At 43.0% G+C, this 22,786-nt stretch carries 24 protein-coding genes; 19 read left to right on the top strand and 5 right to left on the bottom strand.

Annotated features, from left to right (window positions below):
* Nucleotides 1-123: 123 nt before the first annotated feature.
* Both rnr and smpB read left to right on the top strand, forming a co-directional pair.
* Nucleotides 124-2,475: a ribonuclease R gene (rnr, locus tag HMPREF0623_RS08120; protein WP_004166674.1), complete on the top strand. Its 2,352-nt coding sequence runs from the start codon at nt 124-126 to the stop codon at nt 2,473-2,475.
* 15 nt (nt 2,476-2,490) lie between these two features.
* Nucleotides 2,491-2,958 (top strand): SsrA-binding protein SmpB, encoded by a 468-nt coding sequence (gene smpB, locus HMPREF0623_RS08115; RefSeq protein ID WP_002829908.1) that lies wholly within the window; start codon nt 2,491-2,493, stop codon nt 2,956-2,958.
* Between the two features lie 119 nt (nt 2,959-3,077).
* Here smpB and HMPREF0623_RS08110 read toward each other — a convergent pair whose 3' ends face one another.
* Genes HMPREF0623_RS08110 through HMPREF0623_RS08100 form a run of 3 tightly spaced genes read right to left on the bottom strand, consistent with a single transcriptional unit; the run spans nt 3,078 to nt 5,086 of the window.
* On the bottom strand, nt 3,078-3,638 hold the full coding sequence (locus HMPREF0623_RS08110; protein ID WP_004166673.1) for a GNAT family N-acetyltransferase: 561 nt from the start codon (nt 3,636-3,638) through the stop codon (nt 3,078-3,080).
* Nucleotides 3,625-4,194, bottom strand: coding sequence for an LURP-one-related/scramblase family protein (locus HMPREF0623_RS08105; RefSeq protein ID WP_002831139.1), 570 nt, complete (start codon nt 4,192-4,194; stop codon nt 3,625-3,627). Before HMPREF0623_RS08105 ends, HMPREF0623_RS08110 begins: the two co-directional genes overlap by 14 nt.
* Nucleotides 4,195-4,216: 22 nt before the next feature.
* Nucleotides 4,217-5,086, bottom strand: a complete 870-nt coding sequence (locus HMPREF0623_RS08100) for a Cof-type HAD-IIB family hydrolase (protein WP_004166672.1) — start codon at nt 5,084-5,086, stop codon at nt 4,217-4,219.
* 110 nt (nt 5,087-5,196) lie between these two features.
* Here HMPREF0623_RS08100 and HMPREF0623_RS08095 point away from each other — a divergent pair, with 110 nt between their 5' ends.
* From HMPREF0623_RS08095 to HMPREF0623_RS08085, 3 genes are read left to right on the top strand one after another with little or no spacing between them, the layout of a single operon-like run.
* Nucleotides 5,197-5,889, top strand: coding sequence for a uracil-DNA glycosylase (locus tag HMPREF0623_RS08095; RefSeq protein ID WP_002831140.1), 693 nt, complete (start codon nt 5,197-5,199; stop codon nt 5,887-5,889).
* Nucleotides 5,890-6,363, top strand: coding sequence for a tRNA (adenosine(37)-N6)-threonylcarbamoyltransferase complex ATPase subunit type 1 TsaE (gene tsaE / locus HMPREF0623_RS08090; protein WP_004166671.1), 474 nt, complete (start codon nt 5,890-5,892; stop codon nt 6,361-6,363).
* Nucleotides 6,353-6,859: a GNAT family N-acetyltransferase gene (locus tag HMPREF0623_RS08085; RefSeq protein ID WP_004166670.1), complete on the top strand. Its 507-nt coding sequence runs from the start codon at nt 6,353-6,355 to the stop codon at nt 6,857-6,859. Before tsaE ends, HMPREF0623_RS08085 begins: the two co-directional genes overlap by 11 nt.
* On the opposite strand, the gene HMPREF0623_RS08080 is transcribed toward HMPREF0623_RS08085, so the two are convergent.
* Nucleotides 6,852-7,388: a 3'-5' exonuclease gene (locus HMPREF0623_RS08080; RefSeq protein WP_002829901.1), complete on the bottom strand. Its 537-nt coding sequence runs from the start codon at nt 7,386-7,388 to the stop codon at nt 6,852-6,854. The genes HMPREF0623_RS08085 and HMPREF0623_RS08080 overlap by 8 nt on opposite strands.
* Nucleotides 7,389-7,461: 73 nt before the next feature.
* Here HMPREF0623_RS08080 and HMPREF0623_RS08075 point away from each other — a divergent pair, with 73 nt between their 5' ends.
* The 8 genes from HMPREF0623_RS08075 to HMPREF0623_RS08040 all read left to right on the top strand — a co-directional run bounded on the left by HMPREF0623_RS08075 (nt 7,462) and on the right by HMPREF0623_RS08040 (nt 17,302).
* On the top strand, nt 7,462-8,379 hold the full coding sequence (locus HMPREF0623_RS08075) for a Gfo/Idh/MocA family protein (RefSeq protein ID WP_004166668.1): 918 nt from the start codon (nt 7,462-7,464) through the stop codon (nt 8,377-8,379).
* 61 nt (nt 8,380-8,440) lie between these two features.
* Nucleotides 8,441-9,343, top strand: coding sequence for a UDP-N-acetylmuramate dehydrogenase (gene murB, locus HMPREF0623_RS08070; protein WP_002829899.1), 903 nt, complete (start codon nt 8,441-8,443; stop codon nt 9,341-9,343).
* A gap of 167 nt (nt 9,344-9,510) precedes the next feature.
* Nucleotides 9,511-10,362 carry a diadenylate cyclase CdaA gene (gene cdaA / locus HMPREF0623_RS08065; RefSeq protein ID WP_002829898.1) on the top strand — a complete coding sequence of 284 codons (852 nt, stop codon included), beginning with the start codon at nt 9,511-9,513 and terminating at the stop codon, nt 10,360-10,362.
* A complete protein-coding gene (locus HMPREF0623_RS08060; RefSeq protein ID WP_004166667.1) occupies nt 10,363-11,262 on the top strand; it encodes a CdaR family protein in 900 nt (299 codons plus the stop codon).
* A gap of 125 nt (nt 11,263-11,387) precedes the next feature.
* Nucleotides 11,388-12,749 (top strand): phosphoglucosamine mutase, encoded by a 1,362-nt coding sequence (glmM, locus tag HMPREF0623_RS08055; RefSeq protein ID WP_002829896.1) that lies wholly within the window; start codon nt 11,388-11,390, stop codon nt 12,747-12,749.
* Between the two features lie 255 nt (nt 12,750-13,004).
* Nucleotides 13,005-14,822: a glutamine--fructose-6-phosphate transaminase (isomerizing) gene (gene glmS / locus HMPREF0623_RS08050; RefSeq protein WP_004166666.1), complete on the top strand. Its 1,818-nt coding sequence runs from the start codon at nt 13,005-13,007 to the stop codon at nt 14,820-14,822.
* 247 nt (nt 14,823-15,069) lie between these two features.
* On the top strand, nt 15,070-15,390 hold the full coding sequence (locus HMPREF0623_RS08045; RefSeq protein ID WP_002829893.1) for a hypothetical protein: 321 nt from the start codon (nt 15,070-15,072) through the stop codon (nt 15,388-15,390).
* 232 nt (nt 15,391-15,622) lie between these two features.
* The gene (locus HMPREF0623_RS08040) at nt 15,623-17,302 is read left to right on the top strand and encodes an oleate hydratase (RefSeq protein ID WP_004166664.1); all 1,680 of its coding nucleotides are present in this window, start codon (nt 15,623-15,625) and stop codon (nt 17,300-17,302) included.
* Between the two features lie 220 nt (nt 17,303-17,522).
* Here HMPREF0623_RS08040 and HMPREF0623_RS08035 read toward each other — a convergent pair whose 3' ends face one another.
* The gene (locus HMPREF0623_RS08035; protein ID WP_004166663.1) at nt 17,523-18,062 is read right to left on the bottom strand and encodes a hypothetical protein; all 540 of its coding nucleotides are present in this window, start codon (nt 18,060-18,062) and stop codon (nt 17,523-17,525) included.
* 162 nt (nt 18,063-18,224) lie between these two features.
* Here HMPREF0623_RS08035 and HMPREF0623_RS08030 point away from each other — a divergent pair, with 162 nt between their 5' ends.
* The 6 genes from HMPREF0623_RS08030 to HMPREF0623_RS08005 all read left to right on the top strand — a co-directional run bounded on the left by HMPREF0623_RS08030 (nt 18,225) and on the right by HMPREF0623_RS08005 (nt 22,779).
* Complete coding sequence (locus HMPREF0623_RS08030) at nt 18,225-18,905, top strand: YjjG family noncanonical pyrimidine nucleotidase (protein WP_036671433.1); 681 nt, start codon at nt 18,225-18,227, stop codon at nt 18,903-18,905.
* A 314-nt stretch (nt 18,906-19,219) separates the two neighbouring features.
* Nucleotides 19,220-19,945, top strand: coding sequence for a GntR family transcriptional regulator (locus HMPREF0623_RS08025; protein ID WP_004166661.1), 726 nt, complete (start codon nt 19,220-19,222; stop codon nt 19,943-19,945).
* A 1-nt stretch (nt 19,946) separates the two neighbouring features.
* Nucleotides 19,947-20,639 (top strand): GntR family transcriptional regulator, encoded by a 693-nt coding sequence (locus HMPREF0623_RS08020; RefSeq protein ID WP_002829887.1) that lies wholly within the window; start codon nt 19,947-19,949, stop codon nt 20,637-20,639.
* Nucleotides 20,640-20,656: 17 nt separating this feature from the next.
* Nucleotides 20,657-21,130, top strand: a complete 474-nt coding sequence (locus tag HMPREF0623_RS08015) for a PTS sugar transporter subunit IIB (RefSeq protein WP_002829886.1) — start codon at nt 20,657-20,659, stop codon at nt 21,128-21,130.
* Nucleotides 21,131-21,146: 16 nt separating this feature from the next.
* The gene (locus HMPREF0623_RS08010) at nt 21,147-21,977 is read left to right on the top strand and encodes a PTS mannose/fructose/sorbose/N-acetylgalactosamine transporter subunit IIC (protein WP_002829885.1); all 831 of its coding nucleotides are present in this window, start codon (nt 21,147-21,149) and stop codon (nt 21,975-21,977) included.
* Nucleotides 21,958-22,779 (top strand): PTS system mannose/fructose/sorbose family transporter subunit IID, encoded by an 822-nt coding sequence (locus tag HMPREF0623_RS08005; RefSeq protein WP_002831154.1) that lies wholly within the window; start codon nt 21,958-21,960, stop codon nt 22,777-22,779. Before HMPREF0623_RS08010 ends, HMPREF0623_RS08005 begins: the two co-directional genes overlap by 20 nt.
* Nucleotides 22,780-22,786 lie beyond the last annotated feature (7 nt).

Genomic DNA, 22,786 nt, shown 5'->3' with positions numbered 1-22,786 from the left:
AAATTGCATTTAGCGAAGTCCTAAGGCATTTTTGGGACGGATTAGGAATGGCTAAAGACAAAATCGAGCATGGTTTTGTCTTTAGCTTTTTTATTTAATACTATGAATTTATAGAGGTAAGTAATGGAATCAAGTAAACTTCAAGCTTCAATTATTAATTATTTGGAGCGACGGCCTACACAAAAATTCACCGCGGAAGAATTGTTTAAGGGTCTTAGTTTAGAAAAGGCGTCCGTATTCAACGAATTGGTCAAAGAATTAACTTCGTTGGAACGGTCCCACAAAGTAGAAATCACGGCGGATGACAAGTTTAAAATTGCCCGCCCCCAAAACCAATTGCTCGTTCATGGAACCTTTCGGGCAAATGATCGCGGCTTTGGTTTTGTAGCGGTAGAAGACGATGAAATTCCTGATATTTATATCAGTGAAGAACACACCGCCTACGCACTTAATTTGGACGAAGTCGATGTAAAAATCGTGCGTCCGTCTAAAAAAGGCGACGACCGGGGTCCGGAAGGAATTGTTAAGAAAATTACCAAACGGCATCTCACCCAAGCAGTGGGAGTGTTTGAATTTGCTCCAGACCCTGCTCATAACGTGCTCGGGCACATTAATCTAAAAGATAAAAAGATGTCTAACTACGAGTTTGACGTGCTAGAAGGCGGTATTCACCCTGAAGACGGAGCGGTGATTACTGCTCAGGTTACCCAGTATCCAAAACCCAACGCCCCTAAGTTAATTGCAGGGGTTGCGGAAAAGACGATTGGGTACCGCGACGATCCGGGAGTAGATATTCTGGAAGTTGTTTACCAACATGAGTTACCAACTGAATTTCCGGATGACGTTAAAGAAGAAATTGCTCAAATTCCAGACTACGTTACTGAAGCCGAAAAACAAGGTCGCGTGGACTTAACTAACGAAGTAGTGGTTACCATTGACGGCGACGATTCAAAAGACTTTGACGATGCGGTTGGCTTACAAAAGTTAGACAACGGTAACTACCGCTTGCTAGTTAACATCGCGGACGTTTCCCACTACGTTAAGGAAGGCTCCCCGCTTGATAAGGAAGCATACCGGCGCAGTACCAGTGTTTATTTGACGGACCGGGTAATTCCAATGTTACCGCGGAAGCTTTCTAACGGGATTTGTTCCTTAAACCCTAACGTAGAACGGCTAGCGATGACTTGTGAAATGGAAATCAGTCCGGATGGCGAAGTGTTAAGCCATAAAATCTACCCAAGTGTCATTGAGTCTAACGCCCGGATGACTTATAACGACGTTAACAAAATCTTGGAAGCACGCGATAAGAAAACCATCGAGCGTTACCAAGATTTAGTGCCAATGTTTGAAATGATGGGCAAGTTGCACAAGCTGCTGTTGAAGCGCCGTAAACAACGCGGAGCCATTGAATTTGACGACAACGAAGCACAAATCATTGTCGACGAAAATGGGCACCCAATTGATATTAAGGTGCGGGAACGCGGAACCTCAGAACGGATGATTGAATCCTTCATGTTGGCTGCTAATGAAACGGTGGCAGAGCATTACTACGACGCCCACGTACCGTTCCTATACCGGGTTCATGAAACCCCAGATAGCGAACGGATGTTAACCTTCTTCGAATTCTTATCAACCTTTGGCCACGTGGTTAAGGGAAGCACTAAGGATCTTAAACCAAAGATGTTGCAAAGCGTCCTCAAGAAAGTTGCGGGAACTCGCGAAGAAGCCATGATTTCGGTTATGTTACTGCGGAGCATGCGCCAAGCGAAGTACGATGCTAGATCATTAGGTCACTTTGGGTTAGCAGCTAAGTACTATACCCACTTTACTTCGCCAATTCGGCGGTATCCCGACTTGTTTGTTCACCGGCTGATTCGCCATTATGCGGAAGATGGTACTGGAAAAGACGCTCAAAAAAAGTACGCGGACATTATTCCGGAAATTGCGGAACATACTTCCCAACTTGAACGACGCGCAATCGATACGGAACGCGATGTTGACAGTATGAAGAAGGCTGAATACATGGGCGACCACATTGGTGAACAATTTAACGCCATGGTTAGTTCCGTAATGAAGTTCGGACTTTTTGTTGAATTGGAAAACACCATTGAAGGCTTAATCCATATTAGTACCATGAAGGACGATTACTACGAATACGTGGAAAATCAAATGGCGCTAGTGGGCCGTAACACCCACCGGACCTTCCAAATTGGTTTACCAGTTGCGGTGAAGTTAATGCGGGTAGAAAAGGACCAGGCTGAAGTGGACTTCGAGTTGTTGCATCCGGAAAAGACGCCAACTAGCGAAATTAAGTTGCCACCACGCCAATCCTTTAACCGTAACAAGGGCGGTCAACGGAATGGTAACCGAAATCGCCGACAAAACGGGCAGCGTTCGAATAATTCCAACAACAAACCATTCTACAAAGATAAAAACGTCAAACGCTTTTCTAAGAATACTTCTCACAAAAAATAAAGAGGAGGGTTTCGTATGGCTAAAAAACCACAGGTAAAGGATCAAGCTTTAGCCCAAAATAAAAAGGCTCGCCATGATTATTCCATTTTAAGCACGATGGAAGCGGGAATTGCGTTAACCGGCACGGAAATCAAATCAGTTCGGGAACGCCGGATCACCCTCAGAGACGGGTTTGTGCAAATTCGCCATGGTGAAGCAATTTTGATGAACGTGCAAATTAGTGAATACTTGCAAGGTAATCAGTTTAATCACGATCCGTTGCGAAATCGGAAGCTCTTGTTGCACAAAAAAGAAATTCAAAAGTTACAAGAAGCTAGCCAAAATAAAGGAATCACGATTGTGCCTTTAAAAGTTTACCTTAAGCATGGTTTTGCGAAGGTGCTGATCGGGGTTGCTAAAGGAAAGCACGAATACGATAAACGAGAAACTTTGAAGAAACGTGACCAACAACGGGAAATTGAACGCGCGTTGAAGAACCGTTAAACGGGCGGCGTTTATTGATAAGTGAATAATAAAAAATAGCTGTGGATAACTCCCTCCATCGGGGGGGATAATCCATAGCTATTTTTTGTTTCGGATGCTTTAATGAGAATTCGAGAAGGTTAAACTTCTTTTTTTAAGTGTTGGTAGTGGTGACCAGAAACAATTTGCCGGTGGTCGAGTTGGAAACCAATTCGCCGGTAAAGGCGTTCTGCGTCAGGATTCAAATCATCAACCAATAGCCCAACCATTTTTAAGTCACGAGCTTTTGCGTATTCGGGAAGGGCATTAAGCAACTTAGTACCGATTCCGTGATTTTGGAAATCAGGGTTAACTACTAGCGAATCGAGGTACCACTCGTCATCGTCAGCTTCAGCTTCTTCGTAAATGGGCTGAGGAGCGAGGGCAACTTGGTCAAAATGATTTTGAAATTCATCCTTTAACTTCTCTTCGTTAGCGCCTGGATAGCCAAAGGCGACTCCCGCAACTTGGTTATCCATCTTAGCAACAACCACGTCGGCGGCCTCTTGGTATAGGGGACTTTGGAAAGTTGCTACGAATAGTTTAGTAACTTCTTGAGGATCGTTTTTCAAATAAAAAGGCAGCTCCATTTCATCGAGAATGATTTTGAGTAGTTCAACAACTTGGGGCATGTCTTCAGTAGTGGCCTTAGTGATTTGCATTAGAATTCTCCTTCGAAAAATTATTATAGCCAGCCGTGTCTGACTCAATCTTCCAAGTTCGAACTAGTTTAGGTTCCCGAAGTGGGGGGCGCTTTTGAATCCAGCGGTCGAGAATCGCCGCTAAGCAAATAAACAGTGGCGTATTGGATTCTACGAAAACGTTCAATTCAATATACGCACTGCCGTTGATTTGAACGCGGTTAACTTCAAGAATTTTAGTTAAGCCATGAAAAACCTTAAAGTGGCAGGTAACGGTATCTCCAATAATAATCCAGCGAAGGTTGTGAACGTACAAGAGCCCGCGAATGAAGCCTACGGGAGTCGTCACTGTTCCAACTTCGTGGTTATTTAAGAACAATTTAAACTTGGGTAATAGTCCTACCGCGATTTGCTTAAGCTCAGCTCGGAGCTGGCCTTGCATATCGTAAACAGAAAGGGCATCACGTTTGATGCCCCATTTGCCAACTAGAAGGTATTTGGAATTATGGTTTTCATCGCTAACCGTGGTAGCACCTTTATTTTCTAGTCCTTGACTTTTTAGATAGAATCTCTGCATCGGCTTAGCCTCTTTTTAATTATTATTGATTTTCGGCAAGCTGTTCCAGGATGGCTTTTCCAACCCCATCCTCGTTGTTAGTTACGGTGAGGTGGTTTGCCAGGCGCTTGATCTCGGGAATTGCATTGCCCATGGCATAGCTAACGCCCGCGACGCGCAACATGGAAGCGTCGTTTAAGTTATCACCAATCGTCATCACTTGGGACATCGGAATCCCAAGTTGGTCCGCAAAATTCTGTACGGCAAGTCCCTTTTGCGCACGGGGACTGTTGATTTCAATGTTATTTTCAAACGATGATGAAATTGCTACGTCAACCTGTTGTTGAATAGCTTCCCGGACGGGTTTTAATCCCTTTTGGCCGTTTTGACCAAACGCAACCAGCTTCAAAATTTGAATTTTTGGATCGTCAAGTAGCACTTGGTAATTATCTACGTACCGGATGTTCATTAATTCTACCCGGGCAGAAGACATGGCCACTGCTAGTTTGAATGGCGTATCTGGGTTAACGGTCTCTAAAAGGTGAGAGACCGTTTCAATCCGCCGGGTCCGACTGTTGGAAACCACGCCTTGGTTGGTGGTGATTTCGTAGTAAAGTCCGCGTTTCTCGAGTTGGTGCATGATTAACTGCGCGTTAGGCTTAGTAATCGGCACTTCATCAAGAATTTTGCCTTCGGTGTCAAAAATTGCGGCACCGTTGAGGGTGATGAGTGGTACGGAAAGCCCGTAAGTCTCTAAAAGGGGTTTCGCTTCACGATATTCGCGACCCGTTGCCACGACGAAATGAACTCCGGCGTCCTGCGCTTTTTTAATCGCCGCAGCATTACCTGGTGAAATTTGCATTTCTTCGTTAAGTAACGTTCCGTCCATATCTGAAGCAATCACTGAAATCATGTTATGCACATCCAATCCATATATTTATCCTAATTTTAACATGAACCCCGCCATTTTTTTCAGAAATCAGTTAGAATGGAAGTAACAAATTGTTCGAGGAAGATTGAGGTATGAAAACAATTATTCATAACGATTGGCAGAAGGTTTTAGAAAGTGAATTTGAAAAGGATTATTACGCAAATCTCCACCAGTTTTTAAAGCAGGAGTACGCAACCCAAAATATCCATCCCGATATGTATCACATTTTCCAAGCGTTCGAATGGACGCCGTTTTCGGAGGTCAAAGTGGTTATTTTAGGGCAGGATCCGTATCACGGCCCTCACCAAGCGCACGGACTAAGTTTTTCGGTGCGCCCTGGAGTGCCGGTGCCCCCGTCTTTACAAAATATCTACAAGGAATTGCAGGATGATTTAGGAGTCAAACCGGTGCAACACGGATACCTGAAGAAATGGGCGGACCAAGGAGTACTGTTGCTTAACTCCGTATTAACGGTGCGCAACGGTCAGGCCTTTTCACATCAAGGTCACGGCTGGGAACGACTAACCGACACGGCAATTAAACGGTTGTCGGAACGTGAAAAGCCGGTGATCTTTATTTTGTGGGGGCGGGCCGCGCGTGACAAGATTAAGTTAATTGACCAGTCCAGAAACATTATTATTCAATCTGCGCATCCCAGTCCGTTATCGGCATACCGGGGCTTTTTTGGCTCCAAGCCGTTTTCCAAAACTAACGCAGCTTTGGAAGCAATGGGGGAAAAGCCGATTGATTGGCAACTACCAGAACACGTAGAAGAGGAAAAATAAATGCAAACTTATCAATTACGAAACGAAGAAATGACCATTGAATTTGGCAAAATGATTGGTAAACTTCTGCATCCTAACGATGTGGTTGTGTTAGACGGAGATCTCGGGGCGGGGAAGACCACCTTAACGAAGGGCATTGCCCAAGCTTTAGGGATTAAACGCTACGTAAAAAGCCCCACCTACACAATCATCCACGAGTACCATGACGGGCGGATGCCGCTTTATCACATTGACGCGTACCGGTTGGAAGATGGGAATGCCGACGACATCGGTTTAGAAGAATATTTTGAAAGTGATGGGGTTACCGTTATTGAGTGGGCTCAGTTTATTAAGGAATACCTGCCCGAAGAATACTTGAAGATTGGGTTGGACCGGAACCACGATAACACCCAGCGGTTTCTAACTATCGAACCCAACGGCGAACGGTACCAGCAATTTGAAAAGTTCCTTGAGGATCAAATCAATGGCCAATAGGGAAGATGAAGTTTACCTAACGGAGGGAACTCCCGAGGACGCCCAAGCGATCGTGAGGCTAATTGACCAATTAGAAACGGAGACGGATTCAATTGAGTTTGACCCAACCATCCATCAGCTGGAGCTCAAGCTGGTTCAACAAAATTTAGCGTTAATTCAGCAAAGTCCGACTAACTTTTTATTGTTGGCAAAGTTGGGGGATGCTCCAATCGGCTTGCTAACGATTGTGGAAACGGACGCTAAAAAAGGACAGGCAGAGTTGGGAGTCGGCGTGCTTGAAAAGTATTGGCACAACGGGATTGGAACCCTATTAGTCGATGAAGCATTATATTGGGCTAAAAATTACAGCTCCTTATCGACCATTTGGCTAGATGTCCTGACGGATAACGAGCCGGCTATCCACCTATACGAAAAGATGGGCTTTACAACTAAAAAAGCCCCGATCAAGGATGATCAGGGCCAGAGTTTAAAACGAATGGCACGTAAGCTTAGCTAACTTTACGAATAAAGCTACTGATGGCGTCCGCACCGAATTGTTTCTTCTCATATAACAAGATGTTCGCACATGCCAAACTATCGTCTAAGGCGTTGTGGTGGTGCTCTAATTCAATTCCTAAATTGTCACAAAGCGTGTTGAGCTTGTGGTTAGGATAATTAGGGAAAAAGCTGCGGGAAGTCCGCAAAGTATCCAAAGTTTGGTAAGGCAACCGGTTAAGTTCGTAACGCTCCAGCGTCTTCTTTAAAACGCTATTGTCGAAGTTGGCGTTGTGGGCCACAACAAGTTGGTCGGGAGTAAAGAACGGCTGTAAAATCGGCCATAGCTCCGGAAAGGTGGGTGCGTCCTGAACGTCGGCTTCGTGGATTCCGTGTACTTGAACGTTTCGCCAATGAAATTTGGTTTCCGGGTTAATTAAAGAGTACAGTTCGTCGGTGATTTGATCATTTTGAACCACCGTCAGCGCGATTGAACAAGCGCTTGCCCGCGCGGGCGCGGCAGTTTCAAAATCAATGGCAACAAAGTTCAAAAATATCACTGTCCTTATATTATTTTAAGTCAAGTTTAACGAATAAAGATTAGTGCGTAAAGGAGTTTTTCCAATGATTAAAGTTGGGGTAATTGGATTGGGGAACATCGCTCAAAAGGCTTATTTGCCGGTAGATAGTCAGTTGCAAGATCGCTTCGAGTGGTACTTGGTCAGCCGGCAAGCTGAAAAATTGCAATATTTGCAGAAAAAGTACGGTTTTCAACACGGGACGACCCGGATGGATGATTTGTTTGAGGAAAACGTTCAGGCGGTGTTCATTCATACCGCTACCTCCACCCATTACGCGATTATCAAAAAGTTTCTGCAACACGGGGTTCACGTTTATGTGGATAAACCCATTTCAGAAAATTTGGCGGAGGTGAAAGAACTTTACCAAATTGCTGCTGAGCAGCACGTGTTATTAACCTGTGGATTTAATCGGCGGTTTGCGCCACTGCACCAAGCGTTCGGGCAATTGGGAACCCCGCATTTAGTTCGGGCAACTAAGACCCGGGTGATGGAAAATCAAAGTCCCCAGTTTGCCGTTTATGACCTAATGATTCACGTAATTGATTTGGTCCAGTTTTTAATGGGATCATCAAAAGTGGAATACGTGGATGGCCGCCTACGAGAACAGGATGGTCAGTTGGTCTGGGCGGAGGTCGAACTAACCAACGGGGATGCTTCTGGCGTGGCCCAAATTGATTTGCGCGCTGGTGCGAATACTGAAGTAGCAGAGGTAGTTAGCGATCACGGCGTCGCCCGAGTGGAAAACTTACAAACGTTAACCCGTGATCACGACGGGAAACGGACGATCCAAAGTACGCCAGACTGGCAAAAAATGCTGGTAACTCGGGGATTTGCGCCGTTAATTGAAGCTTTTTTGCGGGCGGTGGAAAATGACGGTCCCAACCCGGTAGCTCCGGCTTCGGTGATTAAGTCCCATACGCTATGTGACCGTTTAATCCAGAGTATGAAAGTGATAAAATAAGCGAAGAGATTTTCGATGAATCGTGAGGATTCACAATGTAAACGAGGTAAGAGGGGAAAGTATGATGGATCAATCAATAACCGCGGCATTTCCAGAAATTAAGGTCTACAAAGATGAACCGTTGTCAAAATACACCAATACACAAACGGGCGGACCAGCGGATTTGCTAGTATTTCCCAAGTCGGTGACTGAAACTAAGCAGTTGATGATTTGGGCTAAGGAAACCGCTACGCCCCTAACGGTGATTGGAAATGCAAGTAATTTGATTGTGCGTGACGGAGGAATTCGCGGACTAGTTTTAATCTTAACCAAGATGGACAATATCCAAGTTAACGGCAATACCGTGATTGCGGAAGCGGGGGCAGCTTTAATTCAAGCCACCGAAGTCGCTTACCAATCGGGATTGACCGGTTTTGAGTTCGCTGCTGGAATTCCGGGTTCAGTAGGTGGTGCGATTTTCATGAATGCCGGAGCTTATGGCGGTGAAATCAGTGAAATTGTGGAAAGTGCCGAAGTGTTAACGCCAGATGGCCAAATTAAACGGCTGAATAATCACGAATTGGATTTTGGTTACCGACATAGCAGCGTGCAGGATTATCACGATGTGGTAATTTCAGCATCATTTAAGTTGCGTCCCGGCGATCAAACTAAGATTCGGGCGCGGATGGATGAGCTGAATCGGCTCCGTGCTTCCAAGCAGCCGTTGGAATATCCATCGTGCGGAAGTGTGTTTAAACGCCCCACCGGTTACTTTACCGGAAAGTTAATTCATGAAGCTGGTTTGCAAGGCTTCACGATTGGCGGCGCCCAAGTTTCTAAAAAGCACGCCGGATTCATCATTAACATCGGGAATGCTACGGCAACTGACTACTTAGACGTGATTCACCATGTGCAAGCCACGGTATTTAAACAGTTTGGGGTTAAGTTGGAAACTGAAGTCCGGATCATTGGTGAAGAAAAATAAATTGAATATTTAAACGAAGTGACCTCCGATTTGACAAGCAGGTGAAGTGCAGTTATGCATACTTGAAGCGTAAATGTGCGATAAATTAACCCCCTGCAACAAATAGGAGGTCACTTTATATTCTCTCTGGTATAATTATCCCTGAATATGAATTTGGAGGGACAGGTATGAACATAAATTGGTCCCAGTTGTTAACTTGGAGCGACGTCATCAATATTATTGATGTACTCGTGGTTTGGTTTGTAATTTATGAATTGATTATGCTGCTGCGGGGAACCAAAGCGGTACAGTTATTTCGTGGGATTATCGTCATTATTATAATTATGGCGGGAAGCTGGTATATCGGATTAAGCACGGTTTACTGGATTATGAATCAGGTCATCAATTGGGGAGTAATTGCGATGGTGATCATCTTTCAGCCGGAAATTCGCCGGGGACTGGAACACTTAGGTCGCGGGTCGATTTTTGCAAAGAACCATTCGCAAAAAGAAGCGGAAGAAAAAATGATTCAGGCGTTGGATAAGGCAATTCAGTACATGGCTAAACGCCGAATTGGAGCGTTGATTTCAATTCAGATGGAAACCGGGCTTGATGACTATATTGAAACCGGAATTCCTCTGGATGCCGACGTTTCGGGAGAGCTGTTAATCAATATTTTTATCCCGAACACCCCGTTACATGATGGTGCGGTGATTATTAAAAACGGTAAGATTGCCGTGGCAGCTGCTTATTTGCCTTTGTCACAGAGCAACTTAATCCCTAAGGAACTTGGAACTCGTCACCGTGCGGCAGTCGGAATGAGTGAAGTTACCGATGCATTAACCATCGTAGTCTCAGAAGAAACTGGAGAAGTTTCTATTATGAAGGACGGCGAACTATTGCGGGATATGTCGCAAGAATCCTATTTACGGTATTTCCGGACTCAATTAATTACCAGTGATGAAGGGCCAACCCCGTTCTTCACTTCGGTTACGGAAAATATTTCGGCCTTCTTTAAGGGAAAAAGGGGGCGGCACTAGATGAAGAAATTTTTTACCAAAAATTTTAGCTATCGGTTGATTGCGTTAGTCTTAGCCCTTTTGCTTTTTGCGTACGTAAAGACCGATCACCTTACTTCAACGCGGGTTTCGGGGACCGACGCAAATCAGAATAAAACCGCGTTGATGTCCACCAAGACGGCTACAATTACGATGCCGGTGGATTTAGATGTGGATTCAAGTAAGTACGTAGTTAGTGGTTACCAAGAACGCGTTAAAATTACGTTGACCGGCTCCAGCGCAATGATTACCACTTTAACCAACACCCGTAATTTTAAGGTGTACCTTGCATTGCAGGATTATGCACCGGGTAAGCATACGGTTAAGTATCAAGTGGAAGGACTCGGTAAGGATATTCGTTACCGAATCCAACCAGAAAAATCCAAAATAACAATTGCCCACCGGAAGACGAAGAAATTTGAAATTCGCTACCGTTACGATACTAACATGGTTAAGAAAGGCTATACGATGGGGAACGTAAAGACCTCGGTAACGACGGTTCAAGCAACGGGCTCCGCATCAGAAATTGACCGGATTAGCCAAGTGGTTGCCGACGTTAACGTCCCTAGTGACACTACAGAGGATGTTTCTGCGCGTTCTGTGTTGCAAGCTTTGGACTCAAACGGTAACATTGTAAATGTAGTCTTGACTCCGCAATCGGTAAATGTCACTATTCCAGTTTCCAAGGTGAAAACAGAAAAAGCTAAGGAATCTAGTGAGGCAAGCAGTCAAGCTACGTCCTCTTCTAGCAGTTCGGAAAAATCAGCAAGTAGCGCATCCTCATCGAGTAGTGAAGAAAGTTCTTCGAGTTCAGCAAGTAGTGACGAGAGTTCGTCCGTGGATGATACTAGCAGTGACGGGAATCCGCAGCTCCAACAGTGATTCATAAGTGAAAACTAGCTTGGGAGCTGTGCTAATTAAATTGCTGATTTTGTGATTTAGATAATGAGTTAAAAGAGATTGACGGCGGACTACAGGTCTTGTCGCAAAGAAGGAGATTTTCAATAATGAAATTGAAGTATTTTGGTACAGATGGAGTTCGTGGAATTGCAAACGAAACGTTGACACCAGAACTAGCTTTCCAATTAGGGCGAACTGGCGGATACGTATTAACTAAGCACGCTAAGGATGCTGATCAGCGTCCCCGGGTGCTGGTTTCACGAGATACTCGAGTTTCTGGCCAGTTGTTAAAACACGCCTTGATTTCGGGTCTTTTGTCAGTAGGAATCGAAGTAATGGATATGGGAATCGTTACAACGCCCGGGGTTGCTTACTTAGTTCGTAAGCAAGAAGCTGACGCGGGAGTGATGATTACCGCTTCGCACAATCCAGTAGAGGATAATGGGATTAAGTTCTTCGGTTCGGACGGTTACAAGCTATCTGACGAATTGGAAGCTGAAATCGAAGTTCTCTTAGATGCTGAAAAAGATAACCTTCCCCGGCCATCGGCTAAGGGACTTGGTTCCGTAACGGATTACCCTGAAGGTGGGTTAAACTACACGGCATTCTTGGAACAAACGATTCCGGACGACCTAGAAGGGTTACATATCGCGGTTGACGCTGCTAACGGTGCTACTAGCGGCTACGTTTCCCAAATCTTTGCTGACTTAAATACTGAATTTGAAACGATGGCAACCAATCCCGATGGGTTAAACATCAATGCGGGAGTCGGCTCGACTCATCCAGAAGCTCTAGCAAAATTCGTGGTTGAAAAGGGCGCGGATATGGGAGTTGCCTTTGATGGGGACGGCGACCGTTGTATCGCAGTGGACGAAAAGGGAAATATCGTCGACGGTGATAAGATCATGTACATCTGCGGGAAGTTTCTAAGTGAACGGGGTCGCCTTAAGGAAGACACCGTGGTAACGACCGTAATGAGTAACCTCGGAATGTACAAAGCGTTAGAAAAACACGGTATGCATTCGGTTAAAACCCAAGTTGGTGACCGTTACGTGGTGGAAGAAATGTTGAAGGATGGTTATAACCTTGGTGGGGAACAATCCGGCCACATTATTTTCTTAGACCACAACACTACTGGGGATGGCATGCTTACGGCTATCCAGTTAATGTACGTGGTTAAGCAAACTGGTAAAAAACTTTCCGAATTAGCTGCCGAGGTAACTACGTATCCTCAAAAGTTAGTTAACGTACGGGTTCAAGACAAGAAATTAGCGCTTGAAAACCAAGCCATCAAGGACATTATTAAAAAGGTTGAAGACGAAATGGCTGGCGAAGGCCGGGTATTAGTTCGTCCTTCCGGAACTGAAGACTTACTTCGGGTGATGGCGGAAGCTCCTACTGAAGAAGCGGTTAACCAATACGTTGACCGGATTGTTGCGGTAGTTAAGAGTGAAGTTGGCGTTGATTAACGGCTGTAATTAAATAATAAAAAAAAGAAACGGGCGGAGAAAATCTCTAGCCCGTTTTTGATTGTCTAATAAAATGAGTTTGGGGTAAAAAATTTAAGGGGGTCTAATCCCTTGTGCTATACCTATTCCCACATTTGATATATACCAATTACAAAAAATAATGTTTGACAATCGCCTTAAGCGGTAATATATTAAGAATCGTTAATTATACCAATTATATAAAAACAAATAGATGAATTTAGGAGAACAGGGATTATGTGTGGAATTGTTGGAGTAACAGGTAGAGCAGATACGACGAAACTTTTAGTGAATGGTTTGAAAAAATTGGAGTACCGGGGATATGATTCTGCGGGAATTTACGTAAATAATGGTCAAGACAAGGATTACCTAGTTAAAGCGCAAGGAAAGATTCAAAACTTAGAAGCTCAACTTTCTGATGACGTGAACGGCAGTGCCGGAATTGGGCACACGCGCTGGGCAACTCACGGAATTCCGAGCGTGGCTAACGCGCACCCGCATTTTTCAGCAGACAACCGGTTTTACCTCGTGCACAACGGAGTTATCCAAAACTTCAAGGAGTTAAAACAAACTTATTTAGCAGACGTGCCTTTCCAAAGCGATACTGATACTGAAGTAGTGGTTCAATTAGTTGACCACTTCGCTAAAGAAGGTTTATCGACCATGGACGCTTTCAAGAAAACTTTGAGCTTGTTGAAGGATTCTTCGTACGCGTTTGTTTTAATGGACCGGGAAATGCCGGACACCCTCTTTGTAGCTAAGAACAAGAGCCCGTTATTAATTGGGGTAGGCGACGACTTTAACGTAGTTTGCAGCGATGCTTTAGCAATGATCAACGTGACGAAACGGTTTGTGGAGTTGCACGATGGCGACGTGGTTAAAATCACCCCTGATAAAGTGGAGCTATTTGATGCAGATGGCCAAGCAATTCAGCGGGAACCTTTTGAAGTTGACATTGACCAGTCCGATGCTGATAAGGGAACTTACCCATACTACATGTTAAAAGAAATTGACGAGCAACCAGCCGTAATCCGGCGCATCGAAGAAAAATACCTTGATTCAAAGGGTGCAGTTCATTTCGATAAAGCAATGTTAGATAAATTAAACCAAGCCGGTAAAATTTACATTGTGGGTGCGGGAACCAGTTATCATGCTGGTTTAGTGGGCAAGAAGTTATTGGAACGCTTTGCCAAGGTGCCAACGGAAGTAGTGCTAGCATCCGAATTTGCCTACGACGATCCAATTATTGAAAAAGATGCCTTCTTCATCTTCCTTAGTCAAAGTGGTGAAACTGCTGATAGTCGGCAAGTTTTAGTCCGGGTAAATGATGAATGGCAAAAGCCAAGCCTCACGATTACTAACGTGGCTAACTCAACGTTGGCGCGCGAAGCAGAATTCTCGGCAACCTTAGAAGCGGGTCCGGAAATTGCGGTAGCGTCGACCAAGGCCTACACCGCGCAAATTGCCGTAGAAGCACTTCTAGCGGTAGCAATGGGGCGGATGAAGCAAATCAATGCGGCAACTGATTTTGACATTGCAGGACAATTAAGCATGGTGGCAAACGCAATTCAAACGGTGGTGGATGAAAAGGCAGCTATCGAACAATTGGCCAAAGACACCCTTTTAAAGGCGCGTAACACCTTTTACATTGGCCGGGGGTTAGATTATGCAGTAGCCCTAGAAGCTTCCCTTAAGCTTAAGGAAATCTCTTATATTCAAGCAGAAGGTTTTGCAGCCGGCGAATTGAAGCACGGCACGATTGCCTTAATTGAAGAAGGGACTCCGGTTATCGGGATCATTACCCAAGGTAAAACTGCCGATCACACCCGGAGCAATTTAGAAGAAGTGATCTCACGCGGAGCACAGGTGATTACCTTCGCTAGCCAAAGCCTCGCCAAGAATACGGATGACGTAATTCTTCCTGACGTTGATGAAATGTTGATGCCGTTGGTTAGCGTCATTGCTGCTCAATTATTGGCTTACTATGCTTGCTTGCAACGGGGTTACAACGTTGACCAACCGCGTAATTTAGCTAAGAGTGTCACGGTAGAATAGGAGGAAGAGCAGTGCAAAGTCGCCTAAATTTTAATTTGAATATTTTTGAAATTTAGGTTGACATTATTATGTGTAAGCGCTAACATAGGGTTGTAAGGTAGTGGCGCATCTCCTACCTGCACAATCAATTCTCTTTCTCTCTTATGCTGGATCCGACTCGTACAAGTCCGGATCCTTTTTTGGTGCCATAATAATTCTAGACAGGAGTCGGTAACGCGCTTTATACTAGATAAGTGGAGGCGAGAGAATGAAGAGCAATGAGACATTCACCTTGATTCAAGAGATTACCCGTTTGGATGGTACTAAATACATTGAAATTGGTAACATGATGATGAATGGTCGCGCTGAGCTAGCGGCCGAGCGTGGTTATATTAAATCAGTGCGGATTATGCAGCTGAACATATCGCATTCGCAACATGTAATTAATTATGAAAAATACATCGGGGAACGCTACGAAATGCCCGACGAAAACATGACTTCGTGGGAAGAATGGCAAAAAGATGACCGGATTATGAAGGACTTCAACGCGATTTTACACGAAAATCATATCAGTGCTAATAAAGAATAATTACTTGGCTTTTAAGGCCTGTTTTTGCATTATACAATTCAAGTAATTCAAATGCTTTTCTAGAATTTTTTAATTCTGGGAAAGCATTTTTTGGTTTTCGCAGTTTTTTTGTACCAGAAAAAATAATTTTTATTCGCAAGTGTAAACGCTCGCAAAAATTCGCTTTTCGTGTTAATCTATTCTTGAATTTAAATATAAGAATAATCAGGTTTGTTTCCACAAGGGGGAATCGATGATGAGAAAAGCGTTTATGATTGGTACAGGAGTTGCAAATTTAGCTGCCGGCGTATATTTGATTCGTGATGGTGGTTGGAGCGGTAATCAAATTACCATGTTCGGACTCGATAAACACGGGGCTAACGATGGGGCAGCGGTTGCGGATTACGAGACGGAATACGGCAACCAGCGGCTATCTAACGATCGGGGCTTTTTAGCCAAGGGCGGTCGGATGCTTAACGAAGAGACCTATGAAAACTTGTGGGACGTTTTGCGGAGCGTGCCGTCTTTGGATCACCCAGGGCAATCGGTTACGGATGACATTTTAAACTTTGACCATGCTCATCCAACCCATGACGTGGCCCGGCTAATGGATAAGCGTAACGGGATCCGGAATAATGGCGGTGCGGACGACTATTCGCATATGCAATTTAATAACCAAGACCGGAAGTTGTTAACCAAATTAATGATGATGCCTGAAAGCCAAGAAGCAAAGCTTAACGACGTCAGCATTGCAGAATGGTTTAAGGATAGTCCGCACATTTTCACCACTAACTTCTGGTACATGTGGGAAACTACCTTTGCGTTTAAGAAGGAAAGTTCCGCAATGGAATTGCGGCGTTACATGAACCGGATGATTCTGGAATTTAGTCGGATTAACACCCTTGAAGGGGTTACCAGAACGCCGTATAACCAATACGAAAGTATCATTCTACCGATGCGTAAGTACTTGAGCGACCACGGGGTTACCTTTATCAACAACCGTAAGATTACCGCCTTCCAATTCAAGGACACTCCGTTGCGCGATGATATCATCGTTACTGGCTTAGAGTACGAAGACGTAGGGGAAAATAAGCAAACCGGCACAATCCCGGTTGACGAAAATGACCTCGTTTTCGATATCAACGGCGCGATTACCGATAGTTCATCGATTGGTGATTTCAACACCCCAATTAAGGAAAATATGGAATACGCTCCTAGCGCAGCATTATGGAAACAAGCCACCGAACATTTCTATAATCTAGGAAATCCGGACAAGTTCTTTAACGACCGTGCCCAAAGTGAATGGATGAGCTTTACGGTAACCACGAAGAACCACTATTTGGTAAACCAAATTAGCCGGATTACCCAACAAGAACCGGGGAATGCTTTAAATACTTGGGTAGACAGTAATAATTTGTTATCCATCGTGGTTCATCATCAACCACATTTCCACGCCCAAAAGGAAAACGAAACGGTCTTCTGGGGCTACTTCATGTTCCCACGTAAAAATGGGGATTATGTGGACAAACCGGTAATTGAAATGACCGGAAAAGAAATGCTGCAAGAATTACTAGGTCATTTGGCAGAAGTTGATCAAGCAACGGATAGCATTGTTTACCATGAAGAGGAAATCATGGATAGCATCGTTAACGTAATTCCGGTTTACATGCCGTACGCTAGTGCACTGTTCAATACGCGAGCTGTCGGAGACCGTCCCGAAGTAGTGCCAAAGCACTCGAAAAACTTGGCGTTTGTCAGCCAATTTGCAGAAATGCCATTTGACATGGTCTTTACCGAACAATACTCGTTCCGGGCGGCACAACGGGCAGTCTACCATTTCTTAGGAATTCCTGAAGAAAAAATGACCCCAGTGCACCACTACGAGAAGAATCCAAAGGTGCTTTTGAAGGCAACCCGGACCATGTTCCGTTAAAATTATCTATTTAATAATACTAAAAGTTGATTTGAGTGTTTGATTTTAATGAAGCGTCAACGAAATCAGCTGCTCCGCTTAACAAAAAATCGATCGTTATGCCAATTTAGGCAACGATCGATTTTTTATTAATGCTTGTAAACTACCCGACTTTTGTCCTGCTCTTAGCATTTTGGGTTAGGACTTAGTAAAGTTTTCAAGTCCGTCACGCGTACTTTTACTACTTACGAGTGATTTTGGGAAGGACGTAGTTTTGGTAGTAATCTTGGTAGGTTTGTTTGGAAATTTGGCCCCATTGTTCTTGGCTAAATTCCTTAATTTTTTCGGTACTAAAGTTAGCCTCTTTAATTGCGCTGATTGAAAAAACTTGGGTTTGGTCGCCAACGCTTAGCCGAATTTTCTTCAACGAACGGGGAAGTGTGTCGCCCTGGATTTTCTTCAGAATATGGACCATATTGGGTGCGTAAAGCTGGGTGAAATCAAACAAGTTTAACTTAGGGACCCGAATGATAATCTGGGAGTCCGTAAAGTTAACTTGAAAAGGCAGGCGACCGTTAAAACTATCCGCAATTTGATTTTCAATCAAGGTGGTCTCGTTGGAGGCGTTTTCCTTGCCATAGGAATCAGTATTTGAATGAATATCTAATTGTTGATTGGTAAAATTAGGGTAAGTTTGAAAACCCAGAATTGCCAAAACAACTACGGTTAAGTTAGATTTAGAAAAGATTTTGGGACGTTTGAATTTCTTTGCTTTAGCCATGTCTTATATCCGTTCATAATAAACCCGTTAAACGTAATTACGTTTAATAATTTCAACAGCATCAACAATTATAGTAAATTTAAAGTATTTACACAAACGTTTGTTTGCTAAATGTTAAAGAATCCGTTACGATAGATGAAAAATTATTTAAGGGGTATCGGAATGTTAAAATACGCGATTTTTGATTTAGACGATACTTTACTGGACTTTAAGAAGGGTGAACGTATCAAAGCTACCGAAGTCTTACGTAAGTATGGCGTGCAAGATTTGACGACTGGATTGGCAACCTACACAAAAATTAACCAGCAGGTCTGGGAAGCAATTGAGCAAGGTGCACCTCGGGATCAAGTGTTGAAAACCCGGTTTTCGAAAACCTTTGCGGCACTCGGAGTGGATGGCGATGGGGTCGCTGCTGAACGGGAATACCGCCAGCGATTGGCAACTAGCTACTACCAATTTGAAGGCGCGCAAGCATTATTGCGGGATTTGAAATCGGCAGGAATTCGGTTGATGGTGGGAACTAATGGGGTTAAGAAGACTCAGTTGAGTCGGCTCGCTGGTTCCAAGTTAGACCAATACTTTATCGACTGCTTTATTTCAGAAGACGTTGGTTATGCTAAACCTGATGAACGCTTCTTTGCGCCAATTAAGCATAAATATGCGGATATGAGTTTCCAGAATACCGCAATGGTGGGCGACCGGTTGCAATCCGACATTTTAGGGGCCAATCAAGCTGGGTTCAAAAGCATTTGGTATAATCCCCAACAAATCGCGGTGGATGCGCCAATCAAGCCAACCGCGGTGGCACATTCTTATGACCAGTTGCGGGAATTAATGTTGTAAGACTCGCTTGAAACAACAAATAAAAAGAGATAACTTACGAAATTAAGGGTCCAGCAAAATGGAACTTAAAGAATCAAGAATTTGAATTTTTTTCATTACTAAATAGTTTAAAAGCAGTGTGGAGGTGAAAGAGCCCACACTGTTTTTTATTTTAGAAAAAAATGTTGACTTATTATCTGAATGCGCTTACACTATCTGTGGGCTCAAAAATAAACTAACATGTTACTTAGAATGCTTTGACATGTTAAAAAATAAGGTTTTTACCAAGTTTATAAATACAAAATCAGCATTTTAAGTCCCAAGGGAGTATTGCAATGGAGTATAAAGATATTTCATCATCAACCGTTACTGAAGAGTTACTTCGGGAAATGATTATGGAATTGAAGGATGGCGATCAATTGCCATCGCAAAGAGAATTAGCGGAGAAATTACAAGTAAGTCGTAACGCGGTCAAATATGCGTTAGCGAGATTACAAAAAGAAGGTGATATTCGGGTTAAAAATCGTCAAGGAATTCGGGTTAACAAGAAAATAGATGTTAATTTGCTAGGAATGCGCCCGTTAAGTAGTGAATTAGGAGAATCAAATGAACAAATTCAACAGCTTTCCGCAAAAGTAATTAATACACCAAATAGTTTAGAAAGCTTTTTTGAAAGTACTACCAAGCGAACGTTAGAGCTTAAACGACTTCGTTTGTACAAAAACCAGCCGTTTTCATTTGAAATTGCATATCTAGATGCGCAGCGTTTCGAGAAGTTAGTGGATTTTGATTTTAATAACTATTCGCTTTATAAAGCCTTAAAAGAAAATTATGGGGTTCAACCCACGTACGGCTATGAAACTATCACGTGTGTGTTAGCAGACGAAAGTTTAAGGCGCACATTACAAGTGGAAGAGGGAAAACCGTTATATCAAGTAGACAGTTTTAACTACGAAGAAAATGATGTTCCAGTTGAACATACGGTTCAGTACCTTATTGGGAGTAACTTCAAGTACCACTTCAAGGCAAAGAATATTTTTGATTATCAAGAGGATTTATAAAATGACACTATTTAAAGAAATTTACGCTGACATCAAACGCAAAATTGAAAACGGAGTGTATAAAAAGGGTGGCGTTTTACCGAATGAAGGCGAACTACAAAAGATATACCAAGTTAGTAGAACAACGGTGCGTAAGGCAGTTGAACAACTAGTTGAAGAAAAACAAGTTGTGCGTAAAAAAGGCGTGGGACTATTTGTTGCCCCAGGAATTTCTAAGCAAAACATTTTGGATATGACCGGAATTATTAAAACTTCTACTGGGCTAGAACCTGAGAAAACACAGATTAAGGAAAGCTACTTGCGTAAGGCAGGGGTTTACTATTCAAAAATCTTTGGAATCAAAGAGAATGAATTGATTTATTATCTTAGTTTTTTAGTGTTTTCCGAAGGTGAACGCACGTATGAAAAGTTAATTTTGCCACTGGATTATTTTCCCGGCTTTGATCCGGAGATATTAAAGGTTACCGCAATTATTGAAGCAGTTAACACTGGCAAAATGAGTGTCCAGGATGTTTACCAAGATTTTCAATTAACGGAAGCTACTGATGAAGATTGTAAACAGTTAGAAGTGGCAACTGACTTTCCAGTTTTTAAAATAACTAATACCTTTTTAGACGATCGGGCACGAGTGGTTGCCATTGAATACAAATTACAGAGCGCTTTAGATACTAAATATTCAATAGACTTTGATTAAAAGTGGGGGAATTTAAAATGATAAAACTTGTTAGAGTAGATCATCGATTATTACATGGTCAAGTAGCGGTTTCTTGGTTTAACAGTTTGGGAGCAAACACTATCTTGGTGGCTAATGACGCCGTTGCTAGCGATGATTTTCGTAAATCGGCAATTCGATTGGCGAAACCAGATAATGCAAAGTTGGTGATGAAATCAATTGAAGACAGCATTAAAGCAATTAATTCAGGCGTCACTGATAAATATAAAATGCTAGTGGTTGTGGAATCAGTTGCCGACGCTAGCAAACTAATTCAAGAAACCGACGGAAAGATTGGGGAGCTTAACTTAGGAGGTACAAAGCCACGCGAAGGAACAATTAATTATTCTAAGACAATTAATTTGACTAACGATGAGGGAGCACAATTAACTCAACTACAACAAAGTGGTGTAGACGTTTATATCCAACAAGTTCCTAGCGAAGAGCGGCAAGAATTCAAAAAAATAGATTAATTATGGAGGTGTAAAAATGAGTGCCTATTTAACAGCCTTACTGCTAGCCTTGATTGCTATGTTGGGGAACGGAGAGTATTTCTTAGGTTCGTCCATGCTTTCTCGTCCGTTAGTAATGTGTACGTTAGCTGGTCTAATCATGGGTAATGTGCAACAAGGAATTATTATGGGAGCAACTCTAGAGCTAGCTTTTGTAGGTTCCTTTTCAATCGGAGCATCGATTCCACCAGAAATTATTTCAGGAAGCGTATTGGGAACTGCATTTGCAATCGGAGCTGGTAAAAGTACGGCGGTTGCTTTAACGTTAGGAATCCCAATTGCTTCGTTAGTGCTAGTAATTAAAAATCTGTGCTTTATCTTTATTTTGCCGTACTTTGTGCATAAAGCAGATCATTACGCGGAACAAGGCAATAGCAAGGGACTCGATCGAATGAATCTTCTTGGAGGATTTTTTTCAATTAACTTACCAATTGGATTAGTTGTAGGAGTTTCCTATTTGCTGGGTAGCCCGGTAATTAAATCATTCTTAGCGGTAATCCCACAGTTCATTATTAATGGTTTAGGTATTGCAACGGGGCTCCTACCGGCTTATGGTTTTGCGTTACTTTTGAAGATGATGGTCAACAAAAACAACATTACGTTCTTTATTTTAGGGTTTGCACTGGCTGTATATATGAAGATTCCAGTTACCGGCGTCGCAATTTTCGGAGCATGTTTAGCTTTGATTTTAACGGGTTACTCAGCATTTAAAGATAAATTTCATGCTGAACCAGCAGCTGTAAGTGGAAATTCAACTACGAATAGTGGGCAAAATGGAGGAATCGATTATGAAGATGAAGAGTTCTAAGTTACTTACTAAAAAAGATCTAATGGCAACCTTTTGGCGGTCGTTTACCATGGAATGGGCTTGGAATTACGAACGACAATCTAACTTAGGATATTCTTATGCGATGACTCCAGCTCTTAAGAAAATTTATCAAAACAGAGAAGACAAGTTAAAAAGTTCGTTTAAGCGACACTTGGAATTTTTCAACGTTACTCCATGGTTAAGTACTTTTCCGCTAGGCATTTCGATCGCAATGGAAGAACAAAATGCGTTAAATGACGACTTTGATGAAGATTCCATTAATAACATTAAAATTGCTTTGATGGGACCGTTAAGCGGGATTGGAGATTCATTTTTCTGGGGCACTCTAAGAGTTATTGCTACCGGGATCGGAACCTCGTTAGCTTTCCAGGGAAATATATTAGGACCGTTACTCTTTCTTCTGATTTTTAACATTCCGGCAATCATTGCACGATATTATGGCTTGTTTATTGGATATAACATTGGAGCGTCATTTATTGACCGGGTGCAAAAAACGGGATTGATGGATAAGTTAACGTATGGTGCTTCTGTTTTAGGCCTCGGGGTGGTTGGAGCCATGGTTGCTACAATGGTAACTTTGAAAATGCCAATGAAAATTGGGACAGGGGCGGATGCCACTTCCGTACAAAAGATTTTTGATGGCATCGTACCAGGAATATTGCCGTTATTATTTACGCTATTTATTTTTTGGCTTGATAAAAAAGGATGGAAAGCACAGTACATTTTGTTATTGATTGCGGCAATCGGAATTTTTGGTGCTTGGAGTGGATTACTTGGTTAGTAAATAG

Source organism: Pediococcus acidilactici DSM 20284 (assembly GCF_000146325.1).
GTDB lineage: Bacteria > Bacillota > Bacilli > Lactobacillales > Lactobacillaceae > Pediococcus > Pediococcus acidilactici.
Note: the sequence above shows the minus strand (reverse complement) of the source record. Positions and strands in the feature narration are given on the sequence as shown.

Coding starts and splice junctions, on each gene's coding strand:
- HMPREF0623_RS08005 (WP_002831154.1), top strand. CDS start 21,958: ATGAAGATGAAGAGTTCTAAGTTACTTACTAAAAAAGATCTAATGGCA.
- tsaE (WP_004166671.1), top strand. CDS start 5,890: ATGCAAACTTATCAATTACGAAACGAAGAAATGACCATTGAATTTGGC.
- murB (WP_002829899.1), top strand. CDS start 8,441: ATGATGGATCAATCAATAACCGCGGCATTTCCAGAAATTAAGGTCTAC.
- cdaA (WP_002829898.1), top strand. CDS start 9,511: ATGAACATAAATTGGTCCCAGTTGTTAACTTGGAGCGACGTCATCAAT.
- HMPREF0623_RS08060 (WP_004166667.1), top strand. CDS start 10,363: ATGAAGAAATTTTTTACCAAAAATTTTAGCTATCGGTTGATTGCGTTA.
- HMPREF0623_RS08110 (WP_004166673.1), bottom strand. CDS start 3,638: ATGCAAATCACTAAGGCCACTACTGAAGACATGCCCCAAGTTGTTGAA.
- HMPREF0623_RS08105 (WP_002831139.1), bottom strand. CDS start 4,194: ATGCAGAGATTCTATCTAAAAAGTCAAGGACTAGAAAATAAAGGTGCT.
- HMPREF0623_RS08020 (WP_002829887.1), top strand. CDS start 19,947: ATGACACTATTTAAAGAAATTTACGCTGACATCAAACGCAAAATTGAA.
- HMPREF0623_RS08045 (WP_002829893.1), top strand. CDS start 15,070: ATGAAGAGCAATGAGACATTCACCTTGATTCAAGAGATTACCCGTTTG.
- smpB (WP_002829908.1), top strand. CDS start 2,491: ATGGCTAAAAAACCACAGGTAAAGGATCAAGCTTTAGCCCAAAATAAA.
- glmS (WP_004166666.1), top strand. CDS start 13,005: ATGTGTGGAATTGTTGGAGTAACAGGTAGAGCAGATACGACGAAACTT.
- HMPREF0623_RS08100 (WP_004166672.1), bottom strand. CDS start 5,086: ATGATTTCAGTGATTGCTTCAGATATGGACGGAACGTTACTTAACGAA.
- HMPREF0623_RS08025 (WP_004166661.1), top strand. CDS start 19,220: ATGGAGTATAAAGATATTTCATCATCAACCGTTACTGAAGAGTTACTT.
- HMPREF0623_RS08075 (WP_004166668.1), top strand. CDS start 7,462: ATGATTAAAGTTGGGGTAATTGGATTGGGGAACATCGCTCAAAAGGCT.
- HMPREF0623_RS08015 (WP_002829886.1), top strand. CDS start 20,657: ATGATAAAACTTGTTAGAGTAGATCATCGATTATTACATGGTCAAGTA.
- rnr (WP_004166674.1), top strand. CDS start 124: ATGGAATCAAGTAAACTTCAAGCTTCAATTATTAATTATTTGGAGCGA.
- HMPREF0623_RS08035 (WP_004166663.1), bottom strand. CDS start 18,062: ATGGCTAAAGCAAAGAAATTCAAACGTCCCAAAATCTTTTCTAAATCT.
- HMPREF0623_RS08030 (WP_036671433.1), top strand. CDS start 18,225: ATGTTAAAATACGCGATTTTTGATTTAGACGATACTTTACTGGACTTT.
- HMPREF0623_RS08095 (WP_002831140.1), top strand. CDS start 5,197: ATGAAAACAATTATTCATAACGATTGGCAGAAGGTTTTAGAAAGTGAA.
- HMPREF0623_RS08085 (WP_004166670.1), top strand. CDS start 6,353: ATGGCCAATAGGGAAGATGAAGTTTACCTAACGGAGGGAACTCCCGAG.
- glmM (WP_002829896.1), top strand. CDS start 11,388: ATGAAATTGAAGTATTTTGGTACAGATGGAGTTCGTGGAATTGCAAAC.
- HMPREF0623_RS08040 (WP_004166664.1), top strand. CDS start 15,623: ATGATGAGAAAAGCGTTTATGATTGGTACAGGAGTTGCAAATTTAGCT.
- HMPREF0623_RS08010 (WP_002829885.1), top strand. CDS start 21,147: ATGAGTGCCTATTTAACAGCCTTACTGCTAGCCTTGATTGCTATGTTG.